The sequence below is a fragment of the Roseomonas sp. TS2 genome (genome assembly GCF_058833935.1).
On the sequence record NZ_JCACVY010000029.1, the window covers coordinates 17146 to 31576 of the forward strand.

Annotated in this window: 12 protein-coding genes; 7 read left to right on the forward strand and 5 right to left on the reverse strand. The window is 73.0% G+C overall.

Annotated features, from left to right (window positions below):
* The first annotated feature begins 13 nt into the window (after positions 1–13).
* Positions 14–1906 carry a putative bifunctional diguanylate cyclase/phosphodiesterase gene (locus ACZJYS_RS07575; protein WP_493176902.1) on the forward strand — a complete coding sequence of 631 codons (1893 nt, stop codon included), beginning with the start codon at positions 14–16 and terminating at the stop codon, positions 1904–1906.
* 106 nt (positions 1907–2012) lie between these two features.
* Positions 2013–3446, forward strand: a complete 1434-nt coding sequence (gene cysS / locus ACZJYS_RS07580; protein ID WP_493176905.1) for a cysteine--tRNA ligase — start codon at positions 2013–2015, stop codon at positions 3444–3446.
* A gap of 3 nt (positions 3447–3449) precedes the next feature.
* Here cysS and msrQ read toward each other — a convergent pair whose 3' ends face one another.
* Complete coding sequence (msrQ, locus tag ACZJYS_RS07585) at positions 3450–4319, reverse strand: protein-methionine-sulfoxide reductase heme-binding subunit MsrQ (protein WP_493176907.1); 870 nt, start codon at positions 4317–4319, stop codon at positions 3450–3452.
* A 191-nt stretch (positions 4320–4510) separates the two neighbouring features.
* Between msrQ and copM the strand changes: the two genes are divergently transcribed.
* Together copM and ACZJYS_RS07595 are read left to right on the forward strand one after the other, a co-directional pair.
* Complete coding sequence (copM, locus tag ACZJYS_RS07590) at positions 4511–4900, forward strand: CopM family metallochaperone (protein WP_109515205.1); 390 nt, start codon at positions 4511–4513, stop codon at positions 4898–4900.
* Between the two features lie 83 nt (positions 4901–4983).
* The gene (locus ACZJYS_RS07595; protein WP_379634731.1) at positions 4984–5811 is read left to right on the forward strand and encodes an RNA methyltransferase; all 828 of its coding nucleotides are present in this window, start codon (positions 4984–4986) and stop codon (positions 5809–5811) included.
* 75 nt (positions 5812–5886) lie between these two features.
* Here ACZJYS_RS07595 and ACZJYS_RS07600 read toward each other — a convergent pair whose 3' ends face one another.
* The 3 genes from ACZJYS_RS07600 to ACZJYS_RS07610 form a co-directional block, all read right to left on the reverse strand.
* Complete coding sequence (locus ACZJYS_RS07600; protein ID WP_379634733.1) at positions 5887–6075, reverse strand: hypothetical protein; 189 nt, start codon at positions 6073–6075, stop codon at positions 5887–5889.
* A gap of 12 nt (positions 6076–6087) precedes the next feature.
* On the reverse strand, positions 6088–7446 hold the full coding sequence (gorA, locus tag ACZJYS_RS07605; RefSeq protein ID WP_493176911.1) for a glutathione-disulfide reductase: 1359 nt from the start codon (positions 7444–7446) through the stop codon (positions 6088–6090).
* 89 nt (positions 7447–7535) lie between these two features.
* Entirely contained in the window at positions 7536–8489 is a 954-nt protein-coding gene (locus ACZJYS_RS07610) for a Gfo/Idh/MocA family protein (RefSeq protein WP_109515201.1), read from the reverse strand.
* Positions 8490–8618: 129 nt separating this feature from the next.
* Here ACZJYS_RS07610 and secD point away from each other — a divergent pair, with 129 nt between their 5' ends.
* The 3 genes from secD (at position 8619) to ACZJYS_RS07625 (ending at position 13023) form a co-directional block, all read left to right on the forward strand.
* Positions 8619–10205 (forward strand): protein translocase subunit SecD, encoded by a 1587-nt coding sequence (gene secD, locus ACZJYS_RS07615; RefSeq protein WP_109515200.1) that lies wholly within the window; start codon positions 8619–8621, stop codon positions 10203–10205.
* Between the two features lie 13 nt (positions 10206–10218).
* A complete protein-coding gene (gene secF / locus ACZJYS_RS07620) occupies positions 10219–11208 on the forward strand; it encodes a protein translocase subunit SecF (protein WP_493176914.1) in 990 nt (329 codons plus the stop codon).
* A gap of 609 nt (positions 11209–11817) precedes the next feature.
* Entirely contained in the window at positions 11818–13023 is a 1206-nt protein-coding gene (locus ACZJYS_RS07625) for an EAL domain-containing protein (RefSeq protein WP_493176916.1), read from the forward strand.
* Positions 13024–13026: 3 nt separating this feature from the next.
* Here the strand turns inward: ACZJYS_RS07625 and ACZJYS_RS07630 are convergent, their stop codons facing one another.
* Positions 13027–14193 (reverse strand): iron-containing alcohol dehydrogenase, encoded by a 1167-nt coding sequence (locus ACZJYS_RS07630; RefSeq protein ID WP_493176919.1) that lies wholly within the window; start codon positions 14191–14193, stop codon positions 13027–13029.
* Positions 14194–14431: the final 238 nt, after the last annotated feature.

The window sequence follows — 14431 nt, forward strand, 5'->3', positions numbered from 1 at the left end:
ACAGGATGATGCCGTGCAGTACAGCTCCGCCCTGCCTCTGCTGCAGCGCCTGCGCATCCGGACCCGGCGCCGCCACTCCCTGGAACTCCCGCCGCGGAGCGCCGACGAGACGAGCCCGCTGCTGAGCCTGATGCTGGCCCTGGCCGCCCTGGCGGCGCTGGCGGTGGCCCTGGTGCCGCCAGCCAGCTACCTGTTGGCCTTGCAGGCGCACGAGGCCGGCCGGCTGGAGACGCGGGCCGGTTATCTGGCCAACGAGCTGGCCCGCCGCTCCTGGCTGATCGAGCAGGAGGATCATCGCGGCGCGCTTGGCATCCTGCGCCAGAATGCCAGCCCATCCATGGCCGCGGAGCATGTGCGCCTGCTGCAGGCGGATGGCAGCCTGCTGGCGGAGGTCACGCCGCTGGAGCCGCTGGCGCGCCCTCTCCTGACCCGGCGTGCCGCCGTGCCGAGGGATTCCGGGCCGCAGGCCGAGGTGGAGGTGACGCGCTCGCTGCGCCCGGCCCTGCAAAAGGCGGCGCTGCTGCTGCTGCTCTGCCTGCTGCTCGGCGGCATGATCTTCGTCCTGCTGCGCCTGCTGCCGATGTGGATGCTGCGGCAGGCCCTCGGCCACGCCTCCTACCTCGCCACGCATGACACCCTCACCGGCCTTTCCAACCGCCTGGCCTTTCAGGACCGGCTGAGCCACGCGCTGCTGGCGGCGCACCGGGAAGGCAGGGTGGTGGCGCTGCTGGTCATCGACCTCGACGACTTCAAGGAGGTCAACGACACCCATGGCCATGCCGCCGGCGACAGGCTGCTGCGGGAGGTGGCGCAGCGTATGGGCCAGGGGATGCGCGCCAGCGACACCCTGGCCCGGATCGGCGGCGACGAATTCGCCATCATCCAGACCGCCGGCCATCAGCCGCAGGCGGCCGAGGGGCTGGCGCGCCGCCTGCTCACTCTGATGAACGAGCCCATCATGCTGGAAGGCCGGGCCCGTCCGGTGCGGCTCAGCATCGGCATCGCCCTCAGCCGGGCCGGCGGCGCGACCGAGCCGGCGCAGCTGGTGCACGACGCCGACATGGCCATGTACCAGGCGAAGCAGTCACGCGCAGGCGGCTATCACTTCCACTCGCCCGCGCTGAGCCGCAAGCTGCGGGAGCGCCGCCTGCTGGAACAGGATCTGCGGCAGGCGCATGCGCAGCAGCAGTTCCGCCTCGACTACCAGCCCCTTGTCTACCTTGGCAGCGGGCAGGTCTCGGGCGGCGAGGCCCTGCTGCGCTGGCACCGCCCCGGCCACGGCAACATGCCGCCCGACCTGTTCATCCCCCTCCTGGAGGAAACCGGGCTGATCGTGCCGGTCGGGGCCTGGGTGCTGGAGACCGCCTGCCGCGAGGCCGCCCGCTGGCCGGCGCGGATGAGCGTGGCGGTGAACGTCTCCACCATCCAGTTCCGCAAGCCCGGCCTCTGCGAGGCGGTGGAGGGTGCCCTGCGCTCCTCCGGCCTGCCCGCCCACCGGCTGGAGCTGGAGATCACCGAAAGCGTGCTGCTGCACGACACGCCGGAAACCCTGGCCACCCTGCAGCGGCTGCGGGAGATCGGCGTCCGCATTGCCATGGACGATTTCGGCACCGGCTATTCCAGCCTGAGCTACCTGCACCACTTCGCCTTCGACAAGATCAAGATCGACCGCAGCTTCGTGCAGCGCATGGCGCAGGATCCGAACGCCAAGGCCGTGATCCGCGCCGTGGTGAACATCAGCCAGACCCTCGGCATCCGCGCCCTGGCCGAGGGGGTGGAGAATGCCGAGCAGGCGGAGCTGCTGCGGCAGGAGGGCTGCGCCGAGGTGCAGGGCTACCTCTTCGGCCGGCCGATGCCGCCGGAGCAGTTCGCCGCCCTGCATGCCCGGCTCCGCCGCCCCGCCTGAGCGGCCGGAGGAGAGGCAGGAAGGTTGACGCGGGGCGCCGATCTGGCGCACAGCCCCACGGCTTCCCCCTACGCTTTCCCATAACCAGCCCCGATAAGGCAGAGTGATGACCGAACTGGCCTTCCACAACAGCGCCACGCGCCGGCGGGAGATCTTCGCCCCGCTCGACCCGCAGCATGTGCGCCTCTATGTGTGTGGGCCCACGGTCTATGACCTGGCGCATCTGGGCAATGCGCGTCCCGTCGTGGTGTTCGACGTGCTGACGCGGCTGCTGCGCCGGCGCTACCCGCGCGTCACCTATGTCCGCAACATCACGGATGTGGACGACAAGATCAACGCGCGCGCCCAGGAGAGCGGCGAGCCGATCTCGGCCATCACCGCCCGCACCACCGCCGATTTCCACCGGGACATGGCCTCGCTGGGCTGCCTGCCGCCCGATGAGGAGCCGCGCGCCACCGACAACATCGACCGCATGGTGGCGCTGATCGAGCGGCTGATCGCCAACGGCCATGCCTATGCGGCGGAAGGGCACGTGCTGTTCTCCGTCTCCAGCTATCCCGGCTACGGGGCGCTGTCCGGCCGCTCCACCGAGGAGATGCTGGCCGGCGCCCGCGTGGAAGTGGCCCCCTACAAGCGCGAGCCCGGCGATTTCGTGCTTTGGAAGCCCTCCACCGATGGCCTGCCGGGCTGGGACAGCCCCTGGGGCCGCGGCCGCCCGGGCTGGCACATCGAGTGCTCCGCCATGTCCTGGCGCTATCTCGGCACGGAGTTCGACATCCATGGCGGCGGGCACGACCTGCTCTTCCCGCACCATGAGAACGAGCTGGCGCAGTCGGTCTGCGCCTTCCCCGGCAGCCGCTTCGCGAAATACTGGCTGCACAACGGCATGCTGCTCGTCGATGGCGAGAAGATGTCGAAGTCGCTCGGCAATTTCCGCACGGTGCGGGACATCCTGGAGCGTGGCGCCTGGGCCGGCGAGGCGTTCCGCCTGCTGCTGCTCAAGACCCACTACCGCGCCGCGCTGGACTACACCGCGGAACGGCTCGACGAGGCCCGCGCCGAGCTGGACGATTTCTACGCCCTCCTCGCCCGCGACCTGCCCGCCCCGGAAGAGGACGACGCGCTGGTGGCCGAGATGGCCGAATGGGCGCTCGAACCCCTGGCCGACGATCTGAACACCCCGCTGGCCATCACCCGCCTGCGCGACCTGCGCACGCTGGAGAATGTGGCGACGGTGGGCGGCTCGGCCACCAACCTGCTCGCGCGCATCGGGCGCAACTGGCAGCCGGGCTCCGGCCAGGCGGCGGCGGCGCTGCGGGCGGCGGCCGGGGTGCTGGGCCTGCTCGGCACCGACCCGCAGGCCTGGCGCCAGGGCGGCGCGGCGGACGACACGGCGGCGATCGAGGCCGCCATCGCCGCCCGCCTCGCCGCGCGCCGCGCGAAGGACTGGGCGGAGGCGGACCGCATCCGCGCCGCCCTCGCCGCCCAGGGGGTGGTGCTGGAGGATGGGCCCGGCGGCACCACCTGGCGCCGCGCCTGAGTCTCAGGCGCCGCGGCGGGCCGGCCGCGGCGGCGCCAGCCGCTCGCGCAGCCGGAACAACGCCCGCAGCGCCAGCGCCCCCGCCCCGGCAATGCCGACCCACAGCGCCGGGCGCAGGCCGAAATCGATGTCGAGATTGGCCTGCAGCACCGGCAGCGGCGGCACGCCCGTGGCCACCGCGTACCAGCCCGCCTCGACCAGCGCGGTGCCGAGCGCAGCACCCAGCGCCAGCAGCGCCAGCCGCCCCAGCCCTGGCGCGCCGCCCTTCGGCGCCAGCAGCCGGTAGCCCAGCAGCCAGAGCAGCAGCCCGGCCATCAGCACCGCCTCAGTCACGTCGATCTTGGATTGCAGGGCGAAATGCACCACCGCCAGCGCCGCCAGGGCATAGACCACCCGGTGCAGCGCCTGCCAGCGCCGCCCGCCCAGGCGCCGCACCCAGCCATCGGTGGAGGTGACGCCCAGCACCGCCAGCCCCAGCAGCGCCACGAAGCCGATGGTGAGGTAGATGCGCAGCACGATCTCGCTCGCCAGCTTCGGCAGGTCCCATTTCAGCTCGGCGGCGTAGAGCACCAGGTGCAGCAGCGCATAGGCCAGCGCCCCCAGCCCCACCATGCGCCGCACCAGCATGATCCGCGGCCAGCGGAACAGTTGCCGCAGCGGCGTCACCAGCAGGGAGAGCCACAGGATGCGCACGGCCCACAGCCCGGTGGTGTGAATCGCCTCCATGATCGGCCGTCCGCCGAGCGCGCCCTGCGCCGCCTGCGCCGCCAGCCACAGCCCGGGCAGGAACAGCGCCGCCAGCACCGCCACCTTCAGCGGCGAGAAGGCCCCCTGGCGGTCCTGCCAGGGCGGGGAGAGGGCGAGGCTGCTCATGCGGGCTCCGGCGCTGTGGTGCCGGCAGCATGTGGGCATGGCCGGGCACGCTGCCAGCCTGCGGCGATGTATCGGCCTGTCACGGAGTGCCACGCGCCGCGCCAGCGGGCTTGATCGGCGCGCCTCTTGCCTTCCCATGGGGGGAAGCCCCCATCTCTGCGGCAGGATTCCCTGCCGGAGTGACCCAGCCGATGCCCCGCCTTTCCCTCCTCCTGCCCGCCCTGGCCGCGTTGCTCGCCGCCGGCCCCATCCTCACCGCTCCCGCCCTGGCGCAGCACGCCCACCAGCACGGTGCCGCCGCCGCCCCTGCCCCTGCCCCGGCGGACTCGCCCGCCACCGCCGCGCTCAAGGCGGCGAACGCGAAGATGCACAAGGACATGGACATCCCGTACAGCGGCGATCCGGACAAGGATTTCGCCCGCGCCATGATCCCGCACCACCAGGGTGCCATCGACATGGCCCGGGTGCAGCTGCAGTACGGCAAGGACCCGGTGCTGCGCCGGCTGGCCGAGGAGATCATCCAGGAGCAGGGTCGGGAGATCGCCCTGCTGCGCACGATGGTGGACCCGCCGCGCCGCTGATCGGCCCTTTCGCGGCGGGCCGCGGGCGGCTATCGGGGGCGCCCTGTGCGCGAAGCGCACGAGACCCGAAGGATGACCCGCCCATGACCGGCCGCGACGGTGGCGCCGACCTGAAGCCCATGCCGGGCGAGAGCCCGATCATCGTGCTGGTGCGCCCGCAGCTGGCCGAGAACATTGGCAGCACGGCGCGCGCCATGGCCAATGGCGGGCTGTTCCACCTGCGCCTCGTCGCCCCGCGCGACGGCTGGCCGCAGGAGCGGGCCTGGTTCGTCTCCTCCGGCGCGCAGCGCATCCTGGACGCCGCCACGGTGCACGAGACGGTGGCCGATGCGGTGGCCGACTGCCACCGCGTCTTCGCCACCTGCCCCAGGCCGCGCCACGTCGTCATCCCGGTCCGCACGGCACGCGGCGCGGCGGAGGAGCTGGTGGAGATCTGCCAGGGCCGCGCCTTACGCAGCGCCGTGCTGTTCGGCCCCGAGCGCGCGGGCCTCGAGAATGACGACATGGCCTGTGCCGACACGCTGGTGCGCTACCCGCTGAACCCGGAGCACATGTCGCTCAACCTGGCGCAGGCGGTGATGATCCTGGCCTATGAGTGGTGGAACGCGGCGGTGGACCGCACGCCGCCCCGCCAGCTGATGACCAACGAGACCCGCGTGGCCACCAAGGGCGAGCTGGAGGGCTTCCTCGGCCGGCTGACGGCCGAGCTGGACGCCTGCGGCTTCCTCGACAACCTGCCCAAGCGCCCCGGCATGGTGCGCAACCTGCGCCACTGGTTCCAGCGCGGCGAGGTGACGGAGCAGGAGCTGCGCACCCTCCACGGCGTGGTCACGGAGCTCTCGCGCGGGCGGATGCAGCGCGGCCGCCCGGCCGAGCAGGACCCGCCGCTGCCCTGGGCCGGGGCGGAATAGGGCCGCCCCAGAGCAAGGAATCCGACCGGAGGATTCCATCCAGTCGGATTTCTTGCTCTAGAAAACATGGCTGCTCTAGCCGCCGAGGCGGCGGATCGGCACGCGCTCCGTCGTCAGCGCCGCGGGCCAGCCCCAGAGCCGCTCCACCAGCACCAGCCCGACTGCCAGCGCCAGGGCCGCCAGCATCACCATCGCCACGCGGCGCGAGGGCGGGCGGCGCACCAGCCGCGAGAGGAAGAACAGCAGCCGTGTCAGCGGGTCCACGGCCGCGGCCCCTCACCCCACCTGGCGGGTGATCGTGCGGAGCGTGACGAACTCCTCCGCCGCCGTGGGGTGGATGCCGATGGTGCGGTCGAAATCCTCCTTCGTCGCGCCGGCGACGATGGCGACCGCGATGCCCTGCATGATCTCCGCCGCGTCCTCGCCCAGCATGTGGGCGCCCAGCACGCGGCGGGTGCGGCGGGAGACCACCAGCTTCATCAGCGTCTTGCGCGCCGCCTTGCTGATGGTGTGGCGCATCGGCGTGAAGCGGGCGACATAGACGTCGATCGGCCCCTGCGCGGCGGCGGCCTCCTCGCTCAGCCCCACCGTGGCGGCGGGGGGCGAGGTGAAGATCGCCGTCGGCACGTTCTGGAAGCTGGCGGTGCGCGGGTGGCCGCCGAACAGCGTGTCGGCCAGGGCATGGCCCACGGCGGTGGCCACGGGGGTCAGGTTCAGCTGGTCCGTCACGTCGCCGATGGCGAAGATGTGCGGCTGGGCGGTGGCCTGCTCCAGCGTCACCGGCACGCAGCCCGAGCGGCCGGGGGCGATGCCGGCACGCTCCAGCCCCAGCCCGTCGGTGTGCGGCACCCGGCCGGTGGCGAACATCACCTGGTCCGTCTCCAGCACCAGCCCGTCCTCCATGGTCAGGCGCACGCCCTCCCCCGCCTTCTCCAGCCGCGCCGGCATCTGGCCGGGGTGCAGGCGGATGCCCTGGTGGCCCAGCGCCTCGGCCATCGCCTCGCGCAGGTCGCCATCCATGCCGCGCAGCGGCAGGGGCTGGCGGTAGAGCAGGTCCACCTCCGAGCCCAGGCCGCGCAGCAGCGAGGCGAATTCCAGCGCGATGTAGCCGCCGCCCACCACCACGATGCGGCGCGGCCGCTCCTTCAGGGTGAACAGATCGTCCGAGACCAGGCCCAGCTCGGCGCCGGGGATCTCCGGCCGCTGCGGCCGCCCGCCCACCGCGATGACGATGCGCTCGGCGGTGACGCGCTGCCCGCCCACATCCAGCGTGTGCGGGTCGAGGAAGGTGGCGCGGGCGTTGAAGGTGGTGACGCCGGCATTGCCCAGCAGGCGGGCGTAGATGGCGTTCAGCCGCGCCACCTCGGCGTCGCGCGCCGCCACCAGCGTGGCCCAGTCATGCTCGCCCTTCTGGTTCCGCCAGCCGAAGGCGGGGGCCTCCTCGGCCCACTGCCCGTATTCGGCGGCGTGCACCATGATCTTCTTCGGCACGCAGCCGACATTGACGCAGGTGCCGCCCCAGAAGCGCTCCTCCGCCACGCCGATCCGGGCGCCGTGCCCGGCCGAGATGCGGCCGCACCGGACGCCGCCCGAGCCGCCGCCAATGACGAACAGGTCGAAATCATAGGCGCTCATGCGGCGGGACCCCTCTGTCATGCTGCCGCTGCAAGAAGGGGCGCCCCGGCGCCCGCGTCAACCCGTTCCCGCGCGCGGGGCTGGCCCGTTCACCCCGCGCAGGCCGCCTCCACGCGCAGCGCCGCATCCAGCGCCGCGCGGCCGGCCACGCCGTCCACCACCACCGGCGCGCCATCGAGGCAGGCGGCGACGAAGGCGGCCTGCTCGGCCTCGAGGTTGTCGTGGTCCTGCCAGGAAAGGGTCTCGATGCCGTGGCCGGGGAGCTGCTCCAGCGGCGCGCCCCGCCCCTTGCGCACCAGGGTCATCTCGCGCGCCAGGAAGTCCAGCCGCGCGACGCCCTCCGTGCCGTGCACCACCAGCCGCCGCTCCATCGCCAGGCTGGCGCGGCTGGCGGTGATGGTGGCCTGGGCGCCATTGGCGAAGCGCAGCCGGGCGTTGGCGAAATCCGTCCGCTCCGAGACCATCGTGGCGCCGAAGGCCTCCACCCCCACGAGGTCGGCGCCCGCGAGCGAGAGCACGAGGTCGAGGTCGTGGATCATCAGGTCCAGGATCACGGTGATGTCCAGGCTGCGCGGCCGGAAGGGGGCGACGCGCACCGCCTCCATGTAGAGCGGCCGGCCGACGCCGCCGCTGCCGCGCAGCGTGGCCATGCCGGCGCCGTAGCGCTCCACATGCCCCACCTGCAGCACGCGGCCGAGCGCCGCCGCCTCGGCCACCAGCGCGTCCGCCTGCGCCAGCGTGGCGGCGATCGGCTTCTCGATGAACACATGGCAGCCCGCCGCCAGCGCCGCCATGCCGAGTCCGTGGTGGAAGGCGGTGGGGGCGGCGATGATCACGGCATCGGCCGCCGCCATCAGCGCCCCGGCGCTCTCCCAGGCGCGGGTGCCGGCCTCGGCCGCCACCTGGGCGGCGCGCGCCGGGTCGGCGTCGGCCAGCCCCAGGAACTCCACGCGGGGGAATTCCTGGCGGGACGCGCCGGCCGCCTTCAGCGTGTGGAACCGCCCGAAATGCCCCGCCCCGATGACGCCCAGCTTCAGCCGCATGCCCTGCCCGATCCCTCTGTCCGAGGCGGCGGGATGTAGCAGAGAGTTGCCGCCGATGCATGGTGGGTTGCATCGGCGGCGGCGGGGCAGCATTTTCCGCACCCTCTAGCTTGGGGGGCCTTCTCGGCCATGCTGTACTTCGCGCGGTGGAAGGTCGCCGCCATTCTCGGCGTCATCCTGCTGGGTGTTCTGCTGTCTCTGCCCAATGTCGTGCCGCGCTCGGCCATTCCGTCCTGGCTGCCGGCGCGGCAGATCTCGCTTGGCCTCGACCTGCGCGGCGGCTCCTACCTGCTGCTGGAGGTGGACCTGAACGCGGTGGTGCGCGAGCGGCTGGAAAGCCTGGCCGATGGCGCCCGCACCCGGCTGCGCCAGGCCAATATCGGCTACCTGAACCTGCAGGCGCAGCCCGCCGCCAACAGCCTGACGCTGCGCGTGCGGGACCCGGCGCAGACCCAGGCGGCGCTCGCCGCGCTGCGCGAGCTGGCCAACCCGGTGCCGGTGGGCGGCGGCGCCACCGCCCCCGATGTGGAGCTGGCCAGCCAGCCGGACGGCACCATCACCGCCACGCTCAGCGAGGCCGCGCTGCGGGCGCGGGCCGGCGGCGCGGTGGAGCAGTCCATCGAGATCGTCCGCCGCCGCATCGACGAGACGGGCGTGGCCGAGGCGCTGATCGCCCGCCAGGGCCAGAGCCGCATCCTGGTGCAGCTCCCCGGCGTCGAGGATCCCAACCGGATCAAGGAGCTGCTGGGCCGCACCGCCCGCATGACCTTCCGCCTGCTGGACGAGAACGCCAATCTGCAGGCGGCCGTGCCGCCGCCGGGCGTCGAGTTCCTGGAGGGCGAGCAGCCGGGCACGCGCTACCCCGTCCGCCGCCGCATCGAGGTGGACGGCGCCAACCTCTCCGACGCCCGCGCCGGCCAGGACAGCCGCAACGGCGAATGGGTGGTGAACTTCACCTTCGACTCCGTGGGCACCCGCCGCTTCGCCGACATCACCCGGCAGAATGTCGGCCGCCCCTTCGCCATCGTGCTGGACAACAAGGTGATCACCGCCCCCGTCATCCGCGAGCCGATCACCGGCGGGCGGGGCCAGATCAGCGGCAATTTCAACGCGGCGGGCGCCAACGACCTGGCGGTGCTGCTGCGCGCCGGCGCGCTGCCCGCCCCGCTCACCGTGGTGGAGGAGCGCACCGTGGGCCCCGAGCTGGGGGCGGACGCGATCCGCGCCGGCCTGCTCAGCCTGGCGGTCGGCGCCGCCTTCGTCATCGGCTACATGGGCTTCGCCTACGGGCTGTTCGGCTGGTTCGCCAACCTGGCGCTGGTGGTGAACATCCTGCTGCTGGTGGCCGCCCTGTCGCTGCTCGGCGCCACCCTCACCCTGCCCGGCATCGCCGGCATCGTGCTGACGCTGGGCACGGCGGTGGACGCCAACATCCTGATCAACGAGCGCATCCGCGAGGAGGTGAAGGCAGGCAGGCCGCCGATCAGCGCGCTGGAGGCGGGCTTCACCAAGGCCTCCGGCACCATCATGGACAGCAACCTGACCAACCTGATCGCCATGGCCTGCCTCTACGTGCTGGGCTCCGGCCCGGTGCGCGGCTTCGCCGTCACGGTGGCCATCGGCACCATCGCCTCGATGTGGTCGGCCACCGTGCTGGTGCGGCTGATGGTCTCCGCCTGGTACCGCTCCCGCCGCCCCAAGACCCTGCCGGTCTGAGGAGACGCGCCCCATGTTCCTCTCCCGCCCGCTGTTCCGGATCGTCCCGGACAACACCCAGATCGCCTTCATGCGCGGCCGCGTGCTGGGCATCGCCTTCTCCGCCCTGCTCTCGGTGCTCTCCCTCGGCCTCGCCTTCTATCCGGGGCTGGAAAAGGGCATCGACTTCCGCGGCGGCATCATCATGGAGATCCGCACCCAGGGGCCGGCCGACCTCGGCGCCCTGCGCGGCGCCATGGGCGGCCTCGACCTCGGCGATGTCGGGCTGCAGCAGTTCGGCGACGACAGCACCGTGCTGCTGCGCCTGCCCGTGCAGGGCCAGGAGGGCGAGGAGGGCGCCACCCAGGCCGCCGTCAACGCCGTGCGCGGCGCGCTGGAGCAGGCGGCGCCGGGCGCGCGCATCCTGCGCACCGAGGCGGTGGGCAACCGCGTCTCGGCCGAGCTGTTCGCCAACAGCCTGATCGCCCTCGGCATGTCGATGCTGGCGATGCTGGTCTACATCTGGTTCCGCTTCGAATGGCAGTTCGCCGTCGGCGCCATCGTCACCCTGGTGCTGGAGACGACCAAGGTGGTGGGCTTCCTCGCCATCACCCGCATCGAGTTCAGCCTGACCACGGTGGCGGCGGTGCTGACCATCATCGGCTTCTCGATCAACGACAAGGTCGTGGTGTACGACCGGATGCGCGAGAACCTCCGCAAGTACAAGACGATGCCGCTGCGCCAGCTGATCGACAAGTCGATCAACGAGACGCTGAACCGCACCGTCGGCACCTCGATGACGCTGCTGCTCTCCGCCCTGCCGCTGGCGCTGTTCGGCGGCGACGCGCTCTCCGGCTTCGCCTGGACGATGGTGTTCGGCATCATCGCCTCCACCTCCTCCTCGATCTTCATCGCCGCGCCGATCCTGCTCTTCCTGGGCGAGAACCGGCTGCGGCGGGGCACCGAGGCGCCGGCGCCGGCAGCCCCGCCGGCCACCCCGCCGGGCGCCGCCCCGCGCCGCTGAGGCAGCGCCCGCAGCCTACCCGCCGCCGCTGGCCCTGCCGGGGCCAGCGGCGGCGGGCACCACCCTGCCCTTCGATCCGCCGAGCCGGACAGCGCCAGCGCCCTCCACGCCGGCGCCTTCACCCCTTCCTCGAGCGCCAGCCCCGCCGCTCCGGCATCCGGCCGCGCAACCTACCCGGCGCGGGTGGGCCGGGGGGCACCCCCCCGGCAATGGGCGCTGGATTGGTGCCTTCTCCCTGCCCTGCCTGGTCTGCGCGCCGCCTGGCTGACCGGGCTTGGCATCGCCGAGGCGGCGCGGCTGGAGCTGCTGCCGGACCTGCCAACCCCCGGCCGAGCAGGGCCTGCCGCTGGCGGCAGCGCAGCACCGTGCCCTGCTGCGGCCCGGCCCATGGCTCCCCGGCGGAGGCCGAGGCGCTGCCCGCCAAGGCTGGCGCCATCGCCGCCGCAGCCGGCAGGCCCGGGTGGCGCAGGAAATCACCTCCTGGCAGCAGAGGTGGAAGACCGAAGCCTGAGACGGTAGCGCTGCCCGCTCTCAATAATGAGAATATGATTATAATTGTCATGGAGACAGACCGGAAACAAATTATTAATATGCGGCTCGAAGGACCCCATGCCGCACCCATCCGTTCTGCGCCAGCCGGCCGTGCCATTCCGCACGCTCGTGCTGGCCGATGACCCTGCCATCCTGACCGCCGCCCGAATGGCCTCGAACGCCGCGGGCGACATGGCGCCGCTGTTCGTCGCCTCGGGGCGCGAGGCGCTGCGCCAGCTGTTCCGCGCCGATGACCGCCCGGCGCGGCTGATCTGCCAGCCTTCCACCGCCGGCGAGAGCTGGCCGGCCCTGATGGCCACCGCCCGCGACCCCTTCGCCCCCACCGGGCTGGTGCTGGTGCGGGAGCAGCAGCGGCCCCCGGCCGAGACGGCGGGCCTCGTCAGCGTGCCGCCCGAGGTAAAGGCGCTGACCCGGGCGCTGCGCACCCTCTCCGCCTGGCCGCCGCAGATTCCCACCGACGACCCGCACGAGCTGGCGCTCGGACTGGCGCGCGGCGAGATCGCGGTACGCTACCAGCCGGTGCTGAACCTGGCCGACCGCCGGCCGGTGCTGCTGGAGGGGCTGGCCCGCTGGCAGCGGCGGGACGACACGCCGCTGAGCCCGGACCTCTTCGTGCCCCTGGCGGAGCGGCACGGGCTCTCCCGCGCCCTGGCCCAGGCGGTGGCGCTGGTGGCCTTCACCGAGATGGCGCCACGGGCGGCGCGGCTCGGCAGCCAGATCAGCCTGAACCTGCCGCTGGAACTGATGCTGGAGCCGGAAACGCTGGGCTGGCTGCGCCGCCTGCTGGCCAGTACCCGCTTCCCCCCCGGCGCGCTGGTGCTGGAGCTGACCGAGACGACGCCGGTGCGCGACCGCGCCGCGCTGCGCCGGGCGCTGCGCCATTTCGGCGCCGCCGGCCATGCCGTGCTGATCGACGACATGGGCCTCGACGACGACCGCGCCGCGCTGCTGGAACTGCCCTTCGCCGGCATCAAGCTGGACCGGCACCTGGTCTCGGCCATGCCGCGCAGCCGCCGCGCCCGCGCCCTGGTGCAGCGGCTGGTGGCGCGGGCGCATGCGCGGCGCATGAGCGTGACGGCCGAGGGCGTGTCCAGCGCGGCGCTCTGGCGCGCCGCCGCCATGGCCGGGGTCGACCGGGTGCAGGGCTATGCCATCAGCCGCCCGCTACCCGGCCCCGCCCTGCCCGCCTGGGCCGCGGCGCACAGCCTGCCGCCGCGGCTGGCGCCCGGCGGCGCCGGCGCCCGGCAGCGGCGCCGCGCCTAGGCTTCAGCCGTAGCATTCGCGGTAGAGCGCGACGATCTCCTCCGCCTCCGGCACGCGCGGATTGTTGCCCGGGCTGCCCGAGGCCAGGGCCTGCGCCGCCATGGTGCCGAGCCGCGAATCCCAGGCCGCCGGGTCGATGCCGAACTGGCGCGGGCTCGGCACGCCGAGTTCCTGGTTCAGCGCGCGCAGCTCGGCCAGCAGCGCCTCGGCAGCGGCGGCATCCGGCGTGGCGGCGTCGGCCAGGCCCATGAGGCGCGCCGCCTCGGCATAGCGCGCCTGCCCCGCCTTCAGCCCGAAGCGCGTCACCGCCGGCAGCAGCATGGCGTTGGAGAGGCCGTGCGGCACGTGGAAATGCGCGCCGATCGGCCGGCTCATGCCATGCACCAGCGCCACCGAGCTGTTGGAGAAGGCGAGGCCCGCCAGAGTCGCCCCCTCCATCATCGCCGCGCGCGCCGCGCGGTCCTGCGGGCTGGCATAGGCGGTGCGCAGGTTGCGCGCGATCAGCGGCATCGCGGCGCGGGCATAGAGGTCGGAGAGCGGGCTGGCGCGCTTGGAGACGAAGGCCTCCAGCGCGTGGGTCAGGCTGTCGATGCCGGTATCCGCCGTGATGCGCGGCGGCACGCTGAAGGTCAGCTCGTAATCCACCACCGCCGCCAGCGGCAGCGCACCGAGGCCGGCGATCAGCATCTTCTCGTCCCGCTCCGTGTCGGTGACGATGGTGAAGCGCGTGGCCTCGCTGCCGGTGCCGGCGGTGGTGGGCACGCAGATCACCGGCAGCGCGGCGCGGTCGGCGCTGGCGGGCACCTTGAAGTCCCGCATGTGCTGGCCGGGGGCGGCGGCGGCCAGGATCGCCATGGCCTTGGCCGTGTCCATCGGGCTGCCGCCGCCGAAGCCGATCAGGCAGTCATGCGGCACCTCGCGCAGCACGGCGACGCCCGCGGCCACGGTGGTGTCGGTCGGGTCGGCCACGGTGTCGGAGAAGACGCGGGGCGCGATGCCGGCGGCGGCCAGCGGCGCCAGCACGCGGTCGATCATGCCGGAGGAGACCATCCACGGGTCCGTCACCACCAGGGGCTGGGAGAGGCCGAACTCGCGCAGCAGGGCCGGCAGCTCCGCCAGCGCGCCGCCGCCGATCAGCAGCTTGCGGGGGGCGACGAGGGATACGCTCATGGATGTGTCCTCCTGCTCGGTGGCCGCCGGTCGGGCGTCGGCGTGGTGGAAATGGCTTAGCCCCGCCCGCAAGGCCCGTCAGCCCCCCAGGCTTCCCTGCCCATGCCCATGCCCCCCTGGCGGAAGCGCCTGGGCTCGGGGAGGATGCGGACCATCATGCTCCTGCTGTTGCAATCCACGCCGCTGCTGCTGCTCCTGGCGCTGCTTCTCTCCGGCCGGGCCGGGCCGGTGGGCGCCT